Origin of the sequence: Borborobacter xinjiangensis (assembly GCF_047739745.1) — a bacterium.
In the GTDB taxonomy this organism is placed as follows: Bacteria; Pseudomonadota; Alphaproteobacteria; order Rhizobiales; family Rhizobiaceae; genus Pseudaminobacter.
The window spans coordinates 1-18,536 of the sequence record NZ_JBLLVA010000008.1 but is presented as its reverse complement, the minus strand read 5'-3'; the positions used below and the strand labels follow the sequence as shown (position 1 = coordinate 18,536).

Below are 18,536 nucleotides of genomic sequence, written 5' to 3'. Positions count from 1 at the left end.
CATGAGCGTGAAGAACTATTGGCTGTTCAAGTCCGAGCCGTTCAAATTCTCCTTCGATATGCTGAAGGCGAAGGGCAAGGCCGGCGAGCAATGGGACGGAGTGCGCAACTATCAGGCGCGCAACAATATGCGCGCCATGCAGATCGGCGATCTCGGCTTCTTCTATCATTCCAACGAGGGGTTGGAGGTGGTTGGCATCGTCGAAGTCTGCGCACTTGCCCACCATGATACGACGACGGACGATCCGCGCTGGGAATGCGTCGATATTCGCGCCGTGCGCGACATGCCGAAGCCGGTGAGCCTGGCGGATGCCAAGGCTAATCCGGCGTTGGCGAAGATGGCGCTGGTCACCTCGATGCGGCTTTCGGTGCAGCCGGTTACCCCCGACGAATGGCGGGAAGTCTGTCGCATGGGCGGGCTCGATCCGGCGCCGTGACACCGAAGGCCGCCAGAGACTTCATCCTTGCCAATACGGCGCTGATGGCGCCGCCACATGTGCCGGAGATTAAGCTTCACCTCGCCGATGAGGCCCACGATCTCTGGCACAAGACGGAGGAAGAACTGGCGGCGATAGGCCTGCCGCCGCCCTATTGGGCGTTTGCCTGGGCCGGTGGGCAAGGATTGGCCCGCTATGTGCTCGACCAGCCGCAGACTGTGCGCAACAAATACGTGCTCGACTTCGCCTCCGGCTCCGGGCTGGTGGCGATCGCCGCGGCAAAGGCCGGGGCGCGCGAGGTCGTAGCCGCCGATATAGATCCTTTCTGCCGGATGGCCGTCGAGCTCAACAGCCGAGCTAACGGACTTCGCCTGGGCTTTTCCGGCGTCGACCGGATCGGCACTGACGACGGTTGGGATGTGGTGCTCGCCGGCGACGTGTTCTACGACAAGCCGCTGGCCGACCGGCTGGGCCCGTGGTTTGCCGCGCTTCGGCAGCGCGGCGCGACCGTCCTCGTTGGCGATCCTGGTCGCGCCTATTTGCCGAAGGGCGGGCTGGAAGCGCTCGCCGTCTACGAGGTTGCGGTCACTCGCGCGCTGGAGGACTCGGAGGTCAAGCGAACGACGGTGTGGCGTTTCGCCTGAACGAGTTACCGCAGAACCTTCAAAATCGTGTGTCTTGAAAGATGCGGCAACAGCCGCGCCATGGCCCTTGCGGTGATCGCAACACAGCCATGTGTCGGCGTTAAGCCCGGTCGCGCGAGGTGGAAAAAGATGGCGCTGCCGCGTCCCCCTCGTCGCGGCCGGATGTTCCAATCCAGAACCAGGCAGGCGTCATAGAGGTGGTCCGCCCGCAACATATCTTCGTGGCTTGCCGGATAAGGCCGCTTGACCGGGCGATTGTAGTTGCGGTCGTGCGGCGCGTCGCACCAGCCAAGGCGAGGGCCGATCGGAGTCATCTTCAGCCGCGTCGGCGGGAGCGCGAGGTTGTCGCGGCGGTGATAGCCGGATAGTATGCGCATGGCCGCCAGCGGCGTGGCGCCATCGCCTTCGCGCTTGTTTGCCGAGATGCCGCCGCTTCCCAGCGCGCAGGAAAACACCGTACCGCCGGCGTTCAGGAGGCCCCTGCGCTGGTCGCCCGGCTTGGCGCGCACCGTCACTATGCGCAGGCCTTTGCGTATTTTTGCCCCAGCCGCATTGTACTCACGTTTTTTGGAGTATGATCGCATGCGCAAACAAATCACCGTGACCGCCTGTCTCGGCGACGAGGTTCCGCATAAACGATGAGTGGTCAACAGAATTCTTGATTTCAAAACAATGGATTGATCCATGACATCACGCACCATCCTGATCGTCGACGATGACGAAGACCTGCGCGCCACGCTCGTCGAGCAACTGTCGCTCTACGAGGAATTCGATGTGCTGCAGGAAGCCACCGCCGCCAAGGGTGTTGCCGCCGCCCGCGCCGGGCTGGTCGATCTTCTGGTGATGGATGTCGGCCTGCCCGACATGGACGGGCGCGAGGCAGTCAAGCTGCTGCGCAAGGGCGGTTACAAGGCGCCGATCATCATGCTGACCGGGCATGACACGGATTCCGACACCATTCTCGGGCTTGAGGCCGGCGCCAACGACTATGTGACCAAACCGTTCCGTTTCGCGGTGCTGCTTGCGCGGATCAGGGCGCAGTTGCGCCAGCATGAGCAGAGCGAGGACGCGACGTTTTCGGTCGGGCCTTATACCTTCAAGCCGAGCCAGAAATTGCTGCTCGATCAGCGAGGGGCGAAGGTGCGCCTGACGGAGAAGGAAGCATCGATCATCAAATATCTCTATCGTGCCGACCAGAAAGTGGTGACCCGGGACGTGCTGCTGGAGGAAGTCTGGGGCTACAATTCGGGCGTCACCACCCATACGCTTGAAACGCATGTCTATCGGTTGCGCCAGAAGATAGAGCGCGATCCTTCCAAAGCTGAAATTCTTGTGACAGAAAGCGGCGGATACAAGCTGGTTCCCTGACCGGCTGCGGTTGGGGGACCGCATGCGGGGCAGGAGCGCCAGAGGGGCGGGCGATCACGGGGGAAATTCCGGTTTTGCCTTCGATCACGCTCTAAGCTATTGAATTAGCGCATGATCCACCAAAGATGCTGACTTTGGTGGATCATGCACTACGCAGTCGGGGACACTATGGCGCTGGATGACGACATCCGCATTCTGTCCGGCGTGGGGCTGTTCGAGGGCTTCAGCCAGGAGCAGCTTCGCCTGTTGGCCTTCGGCGCCGAATCGATGCGGCTGCCAGCACAGCGCAAGCTCTATCTCGAGGAGGACGAGGCCGACTCGGCCTATGTCGTGGTCAAGGGCAGCATCGTATTGTTCAGCGAAGGCGACGCGGCGCGCACGCCCATCGCAACCGTCAAACCAGGGGCGATTCTCGGCGAACTGGCGCTGGTCGGCGACACGCGACGGCTGACCAGTGCGGCGGCGGCTACGGATGCGGAGGTGCTGCGCCTCAATCGTAAAATGTTTCGCCGCATCCTGGAGGAATATCCGGAACTGGCGATTGGGCTGCATAGGCGCATCACCGAGGAGTTGCAGGCGCTGATCCGCCGCATCGAGGAGGTCGCGCCGCGCCTGGCGCCCTAGCAGAATAGCGAATGGTCTCCCGCGCCAGGCTTGCTCCGAGCCAGTTCCCTTCAGGAGCAGACGAGGGCGGATCAAGGCCAATTGACGGCTTCGGCGATCGGCGCGATGCTCTTTGTCGAGAGACAAGGGAGGTCCATTGCGATGCGCCTGCTTATCCTGCTCCTGGCGTTGCTTTTGACAGCTTGCCAGACCGCACCACGCACCGAAGCTCCACCGCCACCATCGAGCACCTCAGATGCGAGTGGAGGCGGCATGGGTGGCGGCGGGACGAATGGTGGTGGAACGAATGGTGGCGGTTACTGACAGGCCGATATGGACCGCAGATTGCGGTCCGATGTGAAGTCTGCGTCGCCGACCTGAACCCGCCCGCAGGGTTTTGCCCTAGTTCAGCGGCGGCGCCCTCTTGGGATTCGCCACGTCATCGGTAAAACAGAACGGTTTCCGTAAAATCCGGAAGCGCCTGTATACTCAAAGCTGCGCCAGATCGAAGCGCGCGATCACCGGCACATGGTCGGAAGGTCGTTCCCAGCCGCGCGCCTCGCGCAGGATCTCGATGCCGCGCAGGCTCGGCGCCAGGTTTGCTGACGACCAGACGTGGTCGAGCCGGCGTCCCCGGTCCGATGCCTCCCAGTCCTGGGCGCGGTAGCTCCACCAGGTGTAGATTTTCTGGTCGTCCGGCACGTTGAGGCGCATCAGGTCGACCCAGTTGCCGGCCTTGCGCATCGCCTCGAAATTCTCGGTCTCGATCGGCGTGTGGCTGACCACTTTCAGCAACTGCTTATGCGACCATACGTCGTGCTCGAGCGGCGCGATGTTGAGGTCGCCGACCAGGATTGAACCCGACGTTTCGTCGTGCTCGGCGCGAATCGTGTTCATTTCGGCAACGAAATCAAGCTTGTGACGAAACTTTGGATTGATCTCGGGGTCAGGTTCGTCGCCGCCTGCGGGCACGTAGAAATTGTGCAGAAGCAGCGTCTTATTGCGGCCGGTCACCCGCACCGAAAGGTGCCGGCAATCGTTCATCATGCAGAATTGCCGCTTTTCGACGAGTTCGATTGGACGCCGCGCCACGGTCGCCACGCCGTGATAGCCCTTCTGGCCGCTGATTGCGATGTGCTCGTAGCCGAGCTTCTGGAACGCCTTGGCCGGAAACAGATCGTCCGGGCACTTGGTTTCCTGCAGGCAAAGAACGTCGGGGGCATGGTCGAGAAGAAACCGCTCGACCAAGGGCATGCGCAACCGTACGGAATTGATGTTCCAGGTCGCAATCGAAAACGTCATGGGGAATCCGGCACTTAAGGAAGATGCCCGGAAACTGGCAGTGCAGGCGACAAATTACAAGCCCAGAGGCGGCGCCATGTCGTCGCGACGCCCCTGTCCACAATGCGGGCTGCGGATCAGCGGTTTTTCTTCCTGTTGACCTCGAGATTGCGCCGGTAATCGATCTTGAACAGATCCTGGTCGAACGTCACGCCGTTCCTCACATTGAAGATCATGACGGTCGTGTCCTTGCCTTGGGCATCGGTGATCGTCCATTGGCGCAACTCATAGGACTTGGGATCGAACATCATGGTGATGGTCGAATTCCCGAACACCGACTTGTCGGCAAGCTGGATCGTGGTGAGGTCGTCTTCTTCCTTGACGCTCCTGACCTTGTCGCCGGAGAGATCGATGCGCTCGTCGAGCAGAAGCTTCAACGGGGTCTTCGATAGCGGGTAGAGATCGACCGTGTTCAGCTTCTTGTTGTCGAGAACGACGGACTGGCCATCCGAAATCACCTTGAAGCCCGACGAGCCCTCATAGTTGAACCTGATCTTGCCGGGTCGTTCGATATAGAACTTGCCGCCGGTCTGCTCGCCACGAGGGCCGAACTGCACGAATTCACCGGTCATCGTACGCACGCCGGCGAAATGATCGGCGATCTTTTGCGCGGTGTCCGAGGGCACCGCCGAGGCCGGGGTGACCATGCCGAAGCCGGCACCCTGGAGGGTCGCAAGTCCAAGGCCGGCGAGCATGATGCCGACAAACTTGCGACGGCCTGCCTGCATCCGGAAGCTCGAGGTCGATGCGTTTCTGTTCATACCGTTGATCACTCTCGAATTCGTCGATATCGCCATCGTTCGGTAAGCATTTACTTGGGCTGAAGTTGGGCGGCGGCAAGGGGCCGCGCCCACCAAAGCCGGCATTTTCAGAACTTGTCCTCTTCCGTCGGCACCAGGATTTCGCGCTTGCCGGCGTGGTTGGCCGGTCCGACGATGCCTTCCTGTTCCATCCGCTCAATTATCGAGGCGGCGCGGTTGTAGCCGATGCCGAGGCGACGCTGGATGTAGCTGGTCGAGGCCTTGCCGTCGCGCAGTACGACGGCGACGGCCTGGTCGTAGGGGTCGTCGGATTCCTCAAAATTGCCGCCGCCGCTGCCACCGCCCTTCGAGGAGCCCTCGTCTCCCTCGTCATCGTCCTCGGTAATGGCGTCGAGATATTCCGGAACGCCCTGAAGCTTGAGGTGGGCGACGATCTTCTCGACTTCATCGTCCGAGACGAAGGGACCGTGCACGCGCTGGATGCGCCCGCCGCCTGCCATATAGAGCATGTCGCCCATGCCAAGCAGTTGTTCGGCGCCCTGCTCGCCCAGGATGGTGCGGCTGTCGATCTTGGAGGTCACCTGGAAGGAAATACGCGTCGGGAAGTTCGCCTTGATCGTGCCGGTGATGACGTCGACCGAGGGGCGTTGCGTCGCCATGATGACGTGGATGCCGGCGGCACGCGCCATCTGCGCCAGACGCTGCACCGCGCCTTCGATATCCTTGCCGGCGACCATCATCAGGTCGGCCATCTCATCGATGATAACAACGATATAGGGCAGCGGTTCGAGGTCGAGTTCCTCCGTCTCGTAGATCGCCTCACCGGTCTGGCGGTCGAAGCCGGTCTGCACGGTGCGCGAAATCTGCTCGCCCTTCTTCTGCGCCTGCGCGACGCGGGCGTTGAAGCCGTCGATGTTGCGCACGCCGACCTTGGACATCTTGCGATAACGGTCCTCCATCTCGCGCACCGTCCACTTCAGCGCCACCACAGCCTTCTTCGGATCGGTCACCACCGGGGTGAGCAGATGCGGGATGCCGTCATAGACCGACAGTTCGAGCATCTTCGGATCGATCATGATCAGACGGCACTGGTCCGGCGTCATCCGGTAGAGCAAGGACAGGATCATGGTGTTGATGGCGACCGACTTGCCCGAGCCGGTGGTGCCCGCGACCAGGACGTGAGGCATCTTGGCGATGTCTACAATCACCGCCTCGCCATTGATCGTCTTGCCGAGCGCCAGCGCGAGCTTCGCCTTGGTCTGTTCGAAATCGCGGCTTGCCATGATCTCGCGCAGATAGACGGTTTCGCGCTTGGCGTTCGGCAGTTCGATGCCGATGGCGTTGCGGCCAGGCACGACCGCGACGCGGCAGGCGATGGCGCTCATCGACCGGGCGATGTCGTCGGCAAGCCCGATGACGCGCGAGGACTTGATGCCGGGAGCCGGCTCCAGTTCGTAGAGCGTCACCACGGGACCCGGCCGGACATGGATGATCTCGCCCTTGACGCCGAAATCCTCCAGCACGCCTTCGAGCAGGCGCGCATTCTGTTCGAGCGCGTCTTCGGACAGGCTAGGGTCGCGAGCGACATTCTTCGGTTCGCTGAGGAAATGCAGCGACGGCATTTCAAAATCGTTGGACCCGATCAGAGATGCCTGCGCCTCGCGTTGGATGCGCGCTCCCGGAACCGGGCGTTGCGCTGGGCTTGCGACGCGCGCCGGCGAACGGAAATTCTGTACTTGGGCCGGCTGCGCGGCTGGTGCCTCGGGAGCCGGCATGAAGTCGAGATTGTCTTCCGGCTCGCTATCCTCGTCGTCGGGGTCGACCGAAACAGTGCGGCCGTCGGCCACCATCGAGGCGAAGAATTCCGGCTCGACGCGCGCCCTGCCATTCTTGCTGACGCGTGCCTCGGCCTCTTCGGCAAAGTCGACGCGCGCGGCCGCCTGCCGCCAGGCACTCGGCGGACGGGCGTCGAGGCCGCCGAATTCGTCATGCGCGCTGCGGCGTGCCGCCCGGCGGCGCAAAAAGGCCCGGAACGACAGCCACCAATGCGTGATCGCGCCGATCGCCAGGATGCCTTCGCCTTCCTCCTCGTCATCGAAGGTAAGATTGTCCGGTTCCCGCTCGGGCGCGACATCGGCATCGTCCATCACCGCAAAGCCGTTAGGCCGCGATGTGAGTCCCGATCCGAAGGCAAGCAGCCAGACCGCCGGGCCCGCAAGAATCACCGCCACCAGGCTTGCAGCCCAACCGTTAGGATATCCGCCGGTGACCATGCCCGGCACTTTCAGCACCATGTCGCCGAAGACGCCGCCAAGGCCCGTCGGCAGCGGCCAGGTTGCCGGCGGCGTCGTGCAGCCGGCGATGCCGGCAAGCAGGAGCGAGGCGCCGAACCAGGTGGCGGCGCGGCGTGGTTTGCGGTCTACGCCGCGCGCCGTCGCCAGCAGAAACCCCCAGATGACCGCCGGCACCAGCGCTGCCACAGATGAAAGTCCATAGAACTGCATGGCGAGGTCGGCAAAGACCGCGCCGGGATAGCCCATCGCATTGGTGACCGGATTGTCCGTGGCATGGCTGAAGCTGGGATCGGCGACGTTCCAGGTGCCGAGGCTGGCTAGGCCGAAACCGACAAAGGCGAAACACGCCAGTCCGGCGATTCGGCCGAGCTGCCGACGCGCAAATGCCTGGATACCGTGCTCCGCCTCGGTCAGCGCGAATTGTGTGGCTGAACGCATGCCTTTCCCCGTCCGCAACAATGTGTCCCCCGGCGCGAACGCGCACAGGCAGATTCCGCCGTCAGACTATCGGGGCGAAGGTTAAGGCGGCATTAACCATGGAGTTTTTGTAAGCTTGCAGCGCCAATCTTGCCGCCGTCGCTCAGCATCACTTACGGTTTGGATTCTGGTTGCGAGCCGCCTGCCGTGAGCCATCGCGGATTGAACCAGCGGTCAGCCGGCCCGTCATAGGGCAGTCGTGTGATATCCCAATGGCTGACGAAGCGCGCATAGGCGTCCCAGACCGGTGGTCCGCCGCCGATGAAGACGACACGGCCGGCAAAGCGCTTGAGCGTCTCCTCAGGGGCCATGCTGGAGCGAAGCAGGAAAAACTCCCGGTCAACACGGGCGAATTCGGGAACGCTGGCTATCGTTTTGGGGCCGGCGATCACGACATGTCCTCTGGTGATGTCGAAGAAGCGCGCAACGTCGGCTGTAAATTCCGGTGATCGGTTGCCTTCCCAAGGCAAGCGGCCCTCGAGACCAAGCTGCCCCGATTCGCCGATGGCGCAGATCACTCTGACTATGGTTTGCTGCATGGGAGTCATCCCTGGGCGTGCAAGCTTGCTGCCAATGCCAAACGCTCGAAGTCCAGGTTCGTTTCATCCAGCCTCGCAGGCCGACCCTGTCCTTGGAACAATCGGCCTTTCCGTCGAATTGTCATTGGATGACAGGAGAAAACAACAATGAGCGATGATCCCAAAAAGACTGATCCGAACCGTCGCCATTCGTCAAAACCGCAGGATAGCGACCATCAACCGGAGGAGCATCCCGAGGTGCCTGACGAGCCGGTGCCCGCAGGTCCCGGCCCGTCGCCAAGGCCGAAGCCCGACCGGACGCCAAAGCCGCCCCAGCTTCCTGGCGGCTGACTGCGGACAGCGGACCACGCCCGCCGTCAAGAGAGGCGCACAAACCGGATTTCCCAAGAGGCGTTATTGAGGCGCCGGCATGATGCGCCCGCGTCCGCCTCACTGTTCCATGAATGCCCGCGACATGCTGTCGGCGATCGGTTTGGTAAGGTAGGAAAAGAAGGTCCGCTCGGCCGTCTGGATCATGATCTCGGCAGGCATGCCCGGCGTCGGGGAAAAGCCGGGAACGCGGGTTAGTTCACTGACCGGCAGGTTGACGCGCGCAAGATAGACCTCACGCTGGCCATTGCCGGTCGTGTCCGGCAGGGAGTCTGCCGAGACATAGTAGACCTCGCCATTGAGGACGGGCGTCGTGCGCATGTTGAGCGCTATCAGCCGCACCGTCGCCTTCTGCCCGACATGGACATTGTCGATGTCGGTGCGCGGCACCTGCGTCTCGATGATGAGCGGCACTTCGGAGGGCAATATCTCCAGGATGGTCTTGCCGCTTTCGATGACGCCCCCCGAGGTGTGATACATCATGCGCACCACCGTGCCGGCAGCCGGGGCATGGATGGTCGTGCGCCGCAGCGTGCTTTCGGCTTCGCGCGACTGTTCGCGCACGGTATCAAGCTCGGCCTCGATGCTTTGCAGTTCATCGAGCGCGACCTGCTTGTAGGCATCGGTCGTCTGGATGATCTGCTGGTCGTGCTTCTTTATCTGCGCGCCGGTTTCCGACACCTCGGCCTGCAGCCTGCCCATCTGACCTTCGGCGTCGGCGATGGCGCGCAGGATCGCTTTCACCTCGGTGGCGCGCAAAAGTCCCTTCTCCGCAAGCGTCTTCTTGCCGACATACTCCTCCTTGAGGAGCAAGAGCTGCCGCTCCATCGACTCCAGCTGCTGCTGGTAGCCGCTGGCGCGGAATTTCAGCGCCTCGATGTTCTGAGTGAGCAGTCCGATCTCGCTCTTCAGCTTGCTTCGCGACGCCTGGAAATTGAGATTCTGACTCTCCATGATCGCCGCAACGTCGTCGTCGGTCCGATTTTCCATGATTATGTCGGGAAAGGAGATCGTCTCGCGACCGTCGACTTCGGCCGAGAGCCTGGCGATGATGCCCTCGAGCCGCAGCCGCCGCAGGAACAGCTGGCGTTCATTCGTCTCGGCTGCCGTCTCGTCGAGCTTGATCAGCGGTTGACCGAGCTCGACATGATCGCCTTCGCTGACCAGCAGTTCCTTGATGATGCCGCCGCCGAAGTGCTGGACGATCTTGTTCTGCCCGGTTGCGACGAAGCTGCCCTGGGTTATCACGGCGGCGGCCAGCGGGGCTGTCATGGCCCAGGTGCCGAAGCCGCCGAAACAAGCCGCCATCAACGTCAGGCCGATAATGGTCTGCTTGCGGATGGAGCGGGGAACTTCCGAGTACCATTCGGCGTGGTGAGGCTTCGCGTCGTCGACTATCGTCATCGTCATTTGCCCTGTTCAACCCGCCTGCTTGGCGACCGCGCCGGCATCCGGCCCCATCCCCCTCGCCGCCAGTGCCGCCAGAACCTCCTGGCGCCGGCCGAACAGCGACACGGTGCCGTTGGTGAGCAGAAGGATCTTGTCGACGCTGCGAAGCAGCGACGGTCTTTGGGTGATCGTGATGACGGTGATCTTCTCCTGCTTGGCATGGGCAAGCGCGCGCGCCAGTGCGGCATCGCCGGCGCTGTCCAGATTGGAGTTGGGCTCGTCGAGGATGACCATGCGCGGATTGCCGAAGAACGCGCGCGCCAGCGCGATGCGCTGCTTCTGGCCGCCAGACAGCGGTGCGCCGTCGCCCGCCACGAAGGTCTCGTAGCCTTGCGGGAAAGTGGCGATCATCTCGTGGACATCGGCCAGCATCGCGGCCTGATAGATGTCGGCGTCGCTGGCGTCTTCGCGCATGCGCGCGATGTTCGCCTTGATCGTGGCAGGGAAGAGCTGGACGTCCTGGGGCAGGTAGCCGATGTTCTCGCCGAACTGACGCTGGTCCCAATTGCGCAGGTCCATGAGGTCGAGCCGGACATTTCCGGAGGTGGGCAGGATCGAGCCGACGAGCATCTTGCCGAGCGTCGTCTTGCCTGCGCCGGAATTGCCGATGATCGCCAGCGAATCGCCCGGATTGAGCGAGAAAGTGATGCCGTTGAGCACCACGCGCTTCGTCCCTTGCGGCACGAACAGCAGGCGCTCGACATCGAGCCGCCCTTCCGGACGCGGCAGGTTGAGGCGCTCGAAATTGAGCGGTGAGGACTTCAGCAGCGCGGAAATGCGCCCATAGGCGGCTCTCGACTGCACGAACTGATTCCAGCCTTCGATCGCCCCTTCGACGGGCGCCAGGGCGCGGCCGGCGATGATCGAAGCGGCTATCACCATGCCCCCGGTGATTTGACCTTCGATCGCCAGATAGGCGCCCCAGCCAAGCATGGCGACCTGCGTCAGCAGGCGACAGGCCTTCGAGGTAGCGGCCGAAACGATGTTGCGGTCCTGTGCAATGACCTGCGCCTTGAGCGAACCGGCGGTGTCGCGGCCCCATAGGCGCACCGCCTCCGGTATCATGGCCAGCGCGTTGATGATCTGCGAATTCCGCGACATCGAATCGAGATGCAGATTGGCCTTGCTCTGATGAACGCTGGCTTCTCCGAAAGGGCCGGCGGTCGCGCGCTGGTTGATCAGCGCGACCACCAGCAGCAGCAGCGCGCATCCGACGACGATGAAGCCGAGATGGATGTGCACGAGAAACACCGCCAGGATGAAGAAGGGCGCCATCGGCGCATCCAGAAACGCCAGCAAGGTTCCCGAAACCAGGAAGGAGCGAAGCTGTTGGAGGTCGCCGAGCGTCTGGTATTCGCGACCGTTGCTGTGCAGCGAAGCGCGCGCGGCAGCGCTCAGGATTGGCCCGCCGAGCTGGGCGGCGACCTCGACGGCGGTGCGCATGAGGATGAAGCGCCTGATGGCGTCGAGGGTCGCCTGCAGCAGCACCGCCCCGACGATCACGGCGGTGAGCATGACAAGCGTGTCGAGCGAACGGCTCGTCAGCACGCGGTCGGAAATCTGGAAGAGATAGATGGGAATCGCCAATACGAGAATGTTGCTGGCAACGGTGAACATCATCACGATCAGCAGGTTCTGCCTGACCGCATTCAGCCCTGCCTTGAGGTTGTCCGCGAAATTTATCGGCCCCAGCCGGCGATGAAACCGCCCTCCGCCGCCCTTCCCACCCTTGTTGCCGTCTGCCGTCGGCACCTGGCTCTCGGACTTGATCGGACCGCTGTCGCCTTCGATGGTCAATGTTCCAGGCGTCCCATGCGCTGACTTCGCTTCTGGTGCGGAGGGTGCCGGATCTTCCGGCGCGCTGCGCCCGGTTGCCGGTTCGGGCGCGGCTTCGGCCGGGGACGATTCCTGCGCGGGAGTTGCAGCTTCCGGTTCGCGATGTTCGATCACCGGGTGCTGCCGGCGTTCCGATTGGACGGCTTGGCTCAGTTCCGCGTAGCTGGCTTCCAGTTCCGCGGCGGCGGCAGCGGTGACCGCTTCGATGGCGGAGTTCTGCTCCGGCGACTGAGCGGTACGATCGATCTGGAGGGGTTCTGGGGAAGCGGTGTCGAGGGCGGGCAGGATGCTCTGGTCAGGGACTGGTCTCGCGCGCTCCGGACCCGCCGTTTGGTAGAGGTCGGCAATGACCTTGTCGAGATCGGCTAGCGATTGTTCGATGATCCTTTCCTGCCTGTCGAGCACGAGCGACAGAGGGCCGTTCATCTCGGCGACAGGCGCCCTTGGAAATTCGCGCTCGTCTTCATCGTCAAGCGGCCGCCACCATGGTTGACCAGACATCTTGCCCCCTTGAGATTCCGTTCAAGCCAATATCGACTGCATGCCATCCGCGTGCCCGGCATCGATTGCCGGAGGAGGAGCAGGGAGGGCTTCTCCGGTGCTCGCATCGGACGTGTCGTCATCGAGAAAGGCGACCGCCTCGCTGACCAGTACGTCCGGGTCGCGGCCGCCAAGTTCGGGGTCGGCCGAGACGAGTTCGGCCTGAATCAGGATCTCGTCCGAATAGTGATCGCCACCGACATAGGTTTTCGCGCCCGAATCGACGTCGATGATGCCGGCGACATTGACCAACGCATTCGATCCGGTGGCAATCGTCCAATCGGCCTCGGGATGGCCCTCGCCCACCTGCTCCATGGCCAACGCAACCTGGTCGGCGTCGCCGAGCACGTTGGTCTGTTTGACATATCGCAGGTCGAGGATGTCGCCGGTCACATAGAGCACCCGCAGGCCGCCGAAATTGGCGAAGGCGTCGTCCTGCAACACCTGGTCGGGTAAATCCTTGTTGCCGGCCGCGAGATTTTCGGCAGCCAGGCGATAAGCGTCCGGCAGCGCGTCGAAACGGTCGGCCCCGCCGATATTCGTGATGCTGGCGCTGTTCCAGAGCAAATTGCCGCTGGTGGAAAGGTTCGCATCACCGGTGGTCTGGAAACCGTCGACCGCGCCGACAAGATCGTCGTCGAAGAGCACGTTCATCTGCTGGATGATGTTGGCGTCATAGATGTTTCCGCCGACGATGATGAGGTCGTAGTAGAAGCCAAGCTCCTGGAAGGAGATGTCGTTGAAGGCGGTATTGGCGCCAGTCGTTACCGTGGTCGTGACCCCGGACGAGGACAGGACGTGAACGTCGTTGTCCATGACGAAACTGAACTGCTCGATCCAGTTCATGAAGATCATGTCGCCATCGATCTGAGTAACCACCCAATTCTCGGGAAAGTCGTCGACCGGCTGCGCGGCTTGCTCGGCGCTGTCGGTCGGGTCGATGCGCTGGAACATCGCGATGTTGAAACTCTCGGTCAGGCTCTCGGGATCCAGCGTCCACCCGTTCAGGCTAGAGCCGGCGAGGTCGTTGTCGCTCCAGGCGTTGATCTGAACGATCGCGTTGAGCTCGATATGATCGCCGACGACGGCGGTCACCGTTGCGGCCAGCCAGTTGCTGCTCACCATCACCGTGTTGACCAGCGTATTGCCGCCGGCTTCCAGTTCGACCGATGCGTCGATCTGCAACTCGCCGGAGCCGGAAACCTGATGCACCGTCGGATCGGATGCATCGCCCGTCTCCTCCTCCGTCTCCTCCTCGTCATTTCCGGGGAGGTGCTCCTTCAGGTCCGGTCGTTCGGCGACCACCTGTCCGTTGACGTAGATGCCGGTGATCACATCCTGATCGACGATGAACATGCCGTCGTCTTCGGCGTGTTCTTGAGCGAAAGCAGTCAGGGTGGAGGCAGCCTGCTGAATGAAGCTGCCGATCTCTTCAGACGAACCCGGCTGCTGCAGCGCTCCAAAGGGCGACAGTTCGGCGCTGTTTGCGATGAGTTCGGCGATTTCGGGGGCATGATCGGTCACCGGCGTGAACTTCAGGCCGTGGCCACCGACGCTGACATAGTCATTGTCGTGAAGGGCGATGTCCTGGTTCATCCGGGCCGCCACGGAATGCGGCGGATCGATTTCCATGGAGAAGCGCACCGACGCCATGGACGGCAAATCCGCCTCGGGCAGTCGTCCCTCAGGCGAAAGGAAACGTACCGGGCCAGTGGGAACCTCGGGCGCCGGATAGACGCCTTCCCACCAGGTGGCCGCCTTGACCAGTTCAGGAGCGGGCGGCACGTAGCGCAGCCCCGGATCCATGCCGAGAAAATCAAAGGGCGCCTTGGTTTGCGCGTCGAAGTCGGGCAGTTCCGGCTGCTCTGCCGCCGCGGCTTTCGCGGCCTGGAATTCCGTATAATCCTTTCTCAGGCGGTCTTCTTCGACCGCGATTTCGAACAAGCCGATGAAATGCGCGATCGCCTCGGTGATCTTGTCCATAACCACGGGAGTAGCCTCCTTCTTGGTGCGGTCGACGCGTACTGACGACCAATGCGGACTTGCTCAGTGGCGGGCTGCGCGGAGAATCTCCGCGCAGCCCTTCTTGATTGTGCGACTGCGGATTTTTATCGTTTAGACGTCTTCGCCGGTGAACGTGCTGTTGAGATCGCTACCGACAACCGTCATGTCGATGGTGTTGCCCATCAGGTTGGCACCCATGACGATGCTCTGGTTGAAGGCGGTCAGATCGATGGACGCGTCGGCATGAGCCTCCGAAATGCCGTTGACGATGCCGTCGTCGCCATTCCCGGAACCCCACTGTCCGCCGTTACCGCCGGCGCCGCCGAAGCCGGTCGTGGCAACACCGCCATCGCCGCCATTGCCGCCGTCCCCGCCGGTGGCGTCGCCGCCCCACGCATCGCCGCCATTGCCGTCACCGGCCCAGGCGCCGCTGAGGCCGTGTCCGCCATCGCCGTCGCCGCCATTGGCTGCGCCGACCGTGGCTGCTCCGCCGGTGCCGTCACCGCTCCGGCCTGCGCCGCCCGTGCCGTCACCACCGGTGCCGTCACCGCCGTTGCCGCCGTCACCGCCGAGGCCCGCGCCGATCCCGACGCCCACTCCGGCCCCTAAGCCGAGACCTGCGCCGAGACCGCCTTCGCCGCCCGCGCCACCGTCACCGCCGTCGCCGCCCGCGCCGCCAGTACCGTCACCACCATCGCCGCCTCTGCCGAGGCCGCCGTCGCCGCCTGTACCGTCTCCAGCAGCTCCGCCTGTGCCGTCACCACCCGCGCCGCCTATCGCGGCCGCAATAGCCCCGGCGTCAGCGTCAGCAACGATCGCTGCCGCAGCCGCAGCCGCTGCAGCAGCCGCTGCCGCGCCGCCATCGCCGCCGGTGGCATCGCCGGCATCGCCGACAGTTCCATCGCCGCCGTCCCCGCCGTTGCCATTGCCACCCGCGCCGCCGGTGCCGTCGCCGCCGGCGCCGCCGTCGCCAGCATCGCCGCCATCGCCGCCTTCAGCACCAACGCCGACGCCTACACCGAGACCGCCGAGGCCGGCGCCCGTGCCATTGCCGGCACCGCCTGCCGCGCCTGCGCCACCGGCGCCAGCACCGCCCGTTCCGGCTCCGCCGGTGGCCGCGCCGCTGAAGCCCTGACCGCCCGTGGCTATGCCGCCAAACGCCGATCCGCCCGTTCCGGCTCCGCCGGTCGCGCTGCTGGTGGCCGCGCCGCCTGTGCCTGCGCCGCCTGTGGCGCCGCCGCCAGTGGCATTGCCGCCATCGGCGCCGTTGCCGCCATCGGCAAAGGCTTCGCCGCCGCCGCCGCCGCCGCCGCCGCCGGCATCGATGCCTTCGTCGGCAAAGGCTTCGCCGCCATTCGCATTACCGTTCTGGTTGAAGGCGGCGTTGTTCTCGACATAGGCGCTTTCGAGCGTGTCGTTGTCTTCAAGGTCGCCGACCTGGTTCTGGACGAAGGACATGTCGTTGCCTTCACCGCCCAGCGCGCCGTTCAGCATGTCGTCGAAGGAGATGTCGTCGCCCGGATTGTAGTGGATCTCGCCGTCGCGATTGACGAACAGATTGTCGACGGTCGAGTTCTGAAGATCGATATCGGCAAAGTCGTCATCGGACGGGTCCCACCCCGTCAAGTCAAGGTCCACCTGCACATCGACATTGGTGGTGCTGGTGTTCTCGTTGGTATTGGAATTGGTGTTATCGTTCGTGTTGTCGTTGGTATTGTCGTTCGTGTTATCGCTGGTGTTGGAATTGCTGTTGGTGTTGTCGTTCGTGTTGTCGTTGCCGTTTGTATTGTCGTTCTCGTTGGTGTTGTAGGATTCCTGGTACTGACCTTGGCCCTGGCCCTGCAGTTGGAGTCCCAATTGGGCCTGCGCCTGAGCCTGCAACTGGTCTTGATCCTGGTCCTGGTCCTGATGTTGGCTCTGCGAGGGAAGCCAGAAAAGATTGTGGTTGTTATTACCGTTAGTACCCATTTCACTGTCCTCATCAAGGCCGCGGACAGCATAACCACCATTCATCTCATACGGTGTTTTCAGCTGCTGCGGACGGTTGCTTTGCCTTTCGGAAAGGGCCGCCGGAGCGTCGAGATCCGGATGCACCTTTGCCGTTCCTGGTTGTGGTCGGAGGCGAGCGGTGCGGCTCTGAGGCCCGCATTATGCTGCCGAACGCCTCCATCCAGGACGATCGCACGTGTTTGAACAAAACAACCGCGCGCTCGCCAAGCCATTGCCCAGGCACGAAAACCTTCGGCCGGGAGGTCCGAAAAGAATAGTTGCGAAATGGAGCTAGCTCGTTTGAGCGGGACAGCCCGCGGCTCATAGCTCCAATGATCGGCCGGGCGACTGGCGGATGGCAGTCGCCGGATTTTGCGCGCCGAGCGTGTAAGAAGCTTACGTCGTTCGAGCTATTTACGCCCCGCGTAGGAAGAGCGTGTCATTCATTAAGAGAATGGCTGTCGCTTAGCGGAGGAATGGACGCAGCGACGCCTTTTGCGCAATCTACGATGCTCCAGCCGGAATGATCAAAGCTTCCGCATGGGCATGGGTGAGGCACATCAATGTTCGGGACGAAGAATGCCACGCCGGGAATTGAGCGGGTCACTTCCGCTTTCGGTAGGGCGCTGGTGGTCGCCGCCCCGGTCGGAAGCGTTTCCGATTGCCTGATCTGCGCCATACAGCAGGAGTTCCCCTGGATATCCGTCGAACAGGTCGACTGCATCAAGGACGCCTGCGGCAGCTTCGATCATCCGGTCTCGCTGATCCTCGTCGATCCCAGCCTGCTCGACGATCTCGATCTCTTCTGCGGTGAAGTTTCGCTCCGTCACCCTGCAGCGCTCATGGCGGTGATGTATGACGATGCTTTTGGGCGCGGCGACGCGGCTGAAAGGATATTGGCCTCACGAACGGTTCGCGGGGTGCTGCCCATGAATCTGAAGCTCGATCTTTGGCTTTCGATCATCCGCCTGATGCTGCGTGGCGGGGAATATTTTCCCTCCTCCCTGTTCCAGGCAAGGACCGGATTCGGCCGCAACGGCGAGGCCTTGTACAACGGGCATGGTCCCGAAAAGGCACGCAAGGGAGGTCTGAAGACCCTTACCGAACGCGAAATCCAGATTTTGGAGATGGTTTCGCATGGCCTTCAGAACAAATTGATCGCGGCGAAGTTCAAGCTGTCGGAATATACGGTGAAGGTTCACCTCCACCACATCATCAAGAAGCTCGGCGCACAGAACCGCACGGCCGCCGCCGCCATCTTTCTCGAGGGCGCCCGTTTTGCCGGTTCGGGCGGGGCAGGCGCGGACGGCATAGGCAACAGGCCGAGCGAATGAGCATGCAGATGCCGCGCTTCCAGGATATCCTGCTTCTTGTCGGCCAGCTCAACTATACATGGACCAACACCGAAAGCCTGCTCATCTACCTGATCGCAGGACTCGCCAAGGTCGACAAGGAAACGGCGATCGTCATCTTTCTCACCTTGAACACCACGCGGGCACGCATCGACCTGGTCGAGCGGCTGGCCAAGATGCGCAAGACGCCTGCGGCCCGCCGCCGGGAAATTCTCGATATCACCGCGGAGCTGACCCAGCAGGGCAAGCTGCGGAACAAATATAATCATTGCATCTATTCGTTCGATGAAACCGGGGCCAATGGCAGCACGCAGCTCATGCGCATCTTCGACGCCAAGGACGAGATTCGCTACGGGAAAATCGAGGAGCTGAACGACGCCGAGCTCGCGCGGGTCACGCAAAGCATTGATGAAATCGGTAAAATCAACAAGCGGATCTGGAAGGTGGTGAAGGAAAACGCCTTCCCATTCTAGACGTTATGACCGTGGTCTGAGCGGCGGCCCGTCCTTAGTCTTTGCAGCTGTAAGCAAACGG

General features: G+C 62.6%; 15 protein-coding genes. 6 read left to right on the top strand and 9 right to left on the bottom strand.

Features of this window, described 5'->3' with window-relative positions; genetic code table 11:
- Nucleotide 1: 1 nt before the first annotated feature.
- Nucleotides 2-436: an EVE domain-containing protein gene (locus ACLKMW_RS10900; RefSeq protein ID WP_415724487.1), complete on the top strand. Its 435-nt coding sequence runs from the start codon at nt 2-4 to the stop codon at nt 434-436.
- A complete protein-coding gene (locus ACLKMW_RS10895; protein WP_415724486.1) occupies nt 391-1,080 on the top strand; it encodes a class I SAM-dependent methyltransferase in 690 nt (229 codons plus the stop codon). The genes ACLKMW_RS10900 and ACLKMW_RS10895 overlap by 46 nt, the downstream gene beginning before the upstream one ends.
- A gap of 5 nt (nt 1,081-1,085) precedes the next feature.
- On the opposite strand, the gene ACLKMW_RS10890 is transcribed toward ACLKMW_RS10895, so the two are convergent.
- Complete coding sequence (locus tag ACLKMW_RS10890; RefSeq protein WP_415724485.1) at nt 1,086-1,664, bottom strand: L,D-transpeptidase family protein; 579 nt, start codon at nt 1,662-1,664, stop codon at nt 1,086-1,088.
- 100 nt (nt 1,665-1,764) lie between these two features.
- On the opposite strand from ACLKMW_RS10890, the gene ACLKMW_RS10885 reads away from it, so the two are divergent.
- Both ACLKMW_RS10885 and ACLKMW_RS10880 read left to right on the top strand, forming a co-directional pair.
- The gene (locus ACLKMW_RS10885) at nt 1,765-2,448 is read left to right on the top strand and encodes a response regulator transcription factor (RefSeq protein WP_415724484.1); all 684 of its coding nucleotides are present in this window, start codon (nt 1,765-1,767) and stop codon (nt 2,446-2,448) included.
- A 168-nt stretch (nt 2,449-2,616) separates the two neighbouring features.
- Complete coding sequence (locus tag ACLKMW_RS10880) at nt 2,617-3,072, top strand: cyclic nucleotide-binding domain-containing protein (protein WP_415724638.1); 456 nt, start codon at nt 2,617-2,619, stop codon at nt 3,070-3,072.
- Nucleotides 3,073-3,540: 468 nt separating this feature from the next.
- Here the strand turns inward: ACLKMW_RS10880 and ACLKMW_RS10875 are convergent, their stop codons facing one another.
- From ACLKMW_RS10875 to ACLKMW_RS10840, 8 genes are all read right to left on the bottom strand, one after another.
- The gene (locus tag ACLKMW_RS10875) at nt 3,541-4,353 is read right to left on the bottom strand and encodes an exodeoxyribonuclease III (RefSeq protein ID WP_415724483.1); all 813 of its coding nucleotides are present in this window, start codon (nt 4,351-4,353) and stop codon (nt 3,541-3,543) included.
- Nucleotides 4,354-4,469: 116 nt separating this feature from the next.
- Nucleotides 4,470-5,153, bottom strand: coding sequence for an outer membrane lipoprotein carrier protein LolA (locus tag ACLKMW_RS10870; protein WP_415724482.1), 684 nt, complete (start codon nt 5,151-5,153; stop codon nt 4,470-4,472).
- Nucleotides 5,154-5,260: 107 nt separating this feature from the next.
- Nucleotides 5,261-7,885 carry a DNA translocase FtsK gene (locus tag ACLKMW_RS10865; RefSeq protein ID WP_415724481.1) on the bottom strand — a complete coding sequence of 875 codons (2,625 nt, stop codon included), beginning with the start codon at nt 7,883-7,885 and terminating at the stop codon, nt 5,261-5,263.
- A gap of 152 nt (nt 7,886-8,037) precedes the next feature.
- Nucleotides 8,038-8,463 carry a dihydrofolate reductase family protein gene (locus tag ACLKMW_RS10860; RefSeq protein ID WP_415724480.1) on the bottom strand — a complete coding sequence of 142 codons (426 nt, stop codon included), beginning with the start codon at nt 8,461-8,463 and terminating at the stop codon, nt 8,038-8,040.
- A gap of 429 nt (nt 8,464-8,892) precedes the next feature.
- Nucleotides 8,893-10,236 carry an HlyD family type I secretion periplasmic adaptor subunit gene (locus ACLKMW_RS10855; RefSeq protein ID WP_415724479.1) on the bottom strand — a complete coding sequence of 448 codons (1,344 nt, stop codon included), beginning with the start codon at nt 10,234-10,236 and terminating at the stop codon, nt 8,893-8,895.
- 15 nt (nt 10,237-10,251) lie between these two features.
- Nucleotides 10,252-12,618 carry a type I secretion system permease/ATPase gene (locus tag ACLKMW_RS10850; RefSeq protein ID WP_415724478.1) on the bottom strand — a complete coding sequence of 789 codons (2,367 nt, stop codon included), beginning with the start codon at nt 12,616-12,618 and terminating at the stop codon, nt 10,252-10,254.
- A gap of 21 nt (nt 12,619-12,639) precedes the next feature.
- Entirely contained in the window at nt 12,640-14,640 is a 2,001-nt protein-coding gene (locus tag ACLKMW_RS10845; protein ID WP_415724477.1) for a type I secretion protein, read from the bottom strand.
- Nucleotides 14,641-14,772: 132 nt separating this feature from the next.
- On the bottom strand, nt 14,773-16,629 hold the full coding sequence (locus ACLKMW_RS10840) for a hypothetical protein (RefSeq protein ID WP_415724476.1): 1,857 nt from the start codon (nt 16,627-16,629) through the stop codon (nt 14,773-14,775).
- Between the two features lie 584 nt (nt 16,630-17,213).
- Here ACLKMW_RS10840 and ACLKMW_RS10835 point away from each other — a divergent pair.
- Together ACLKMW_RS10835 and ACLKMW_RS10830 are read left to right on the top strand one after the other, a co-directional pair.
- Nucleotides 17,214-17,984 carry a response regulator transcription factor gene (locus ACLKMW_RS10835; RefSeq protein ID WP_415724475.1) on the top strand — a complete coding sequence of 257 codons (771 nt, stop codon included), beginning with the start codon at nt 17,214-17,216 and terminating at the stop codon, nt 17,982-17,984.
- An 8-nt stretch (nt 17,985-17,992) separates the two neighbouring features.
- Nucleotides 17,993-18,475, top strand: a complete 483-nt coding sequence (locus ACLKMW_RS10830) for a hypothetical protein (protein ID WP_415724637.1) — start codon at nt 17,993-17,995, stop codon at nt 18,473-18,475.
- Nucleotides 18,476-18,536: the final 61 nt, after the last annotated feature.

Excerpts from the sequence above, each read along its gene's own strand:
- ACLKMW_RS10900 (WP_415724487.1), top strand. The coding sequence starts at position 2 with ATGAGCGTGAAGAACTATTGGCTGTTCAAGTCCGAGCCGTTCAAATTC.
- ACLKMW_RS10895 (WP_415724486.1), top strand. The coding sequence starts at position 391 with ATGGCGGGAAGTCTGTCGCATGGGCGGGCTCGATCCGGCGCCGTGACA.
- ACLKMW_RS10890 (WP_415724485.1), bottom strand. The coding sequence starts at position 1,664 with ATGCGATCATACTCCAAAAAACGTGAGTACAATGCGGCTGGGGCAAAA.
- ACLKMW_RS10885 (WP_415724484.1), top strand. The coding sequence starts at position 1,765 with ATGACATCACGCACCATCCTGATCGTCGACGATGACGAAGACCTGCGC.
- ACLKMW_RS10880 (WP_415724638.1), top strand. The coding sequence starts at position 2,617 with ATGGCGCTGGATGACGACATCCGCATTCTGTCCGGCGTGGGGCTGTTC.
- ACLKMW_RS10875 (WP_415724483.1), bottom strand. The coding sequence starts at position 4,353 with ATGACGTTTTCGATTGCGACCTGGAACATCAATTCCGTACGGTTGCGC.
- ACLKMW_RS10870 (WP_415724482.1), bottom strand. The coding sequence starts at position 5,153 with ATGAACAGAAACGCATCGACCTCGAGCTTCCGGATGCAGGCAGGCCGT.
- ACLKMW_RS10865 (WP_415724481.1), bottom strand. The coding sequence starts at position 7,885 with ATGCGTTCAGCCACACAATTCGCGCTGACCGAGGCGGAGCACGGTATC.
- ACLKMW_RS10860 (WP_415724480.1), bottom strand. The coding sequence starts at position 8,463 with ATGCAGCAAACCATAGTCAGAGTGATCTGCGCCATCGGCGAATCGGGG.
- ACLKMW_RS10855 (WP_415724479.1), bottom strand. The coding sequence starts at position 10,236 with ATGACGATAGTCGACGACGCGAAGCCTCACCACGCCGAATGGTACTCG.
- ACLKMW_RS10850 (WP_415724478.1), bottom strand. The coding sequence starts at position 12,618 with ATGTCTGGTCAACCATGGTGGCGGCCGCTTGACGATGAAGACGAGCGC.
- ACLKMW_RS10845 (WP_415724477.1), bottom strand. The coding sequence starts at position 14,640 with ATGGACAAGATCACCGAGGCGATCGCGCATTTCATCGGCTTGTTCGAA.
- ACLKMW_RS10840 (WP_415724476.1), bottom strand. The coding sequence starts at position 16,629 with ATGGGTACTAACGGTAATAACAACCACAATCTTTTCTGGCTTCCCTCG.
- ACLKMW_RS10835 (WP_415724475.1), top strand. The coding sequence starts at position 17,214 with ATGTTCGGGACGAAGAATGCCACGCCGGGAATTGAGCGGGTCACTTCC.
- ACLKMW_RS10830 (WP_415724637.1), top strand. The coding sequence starts at position 17,993 with ATGCCGCGCTTCCAGGATATCCTGCTTCTTGTCGGCCAGCTCAACTAT.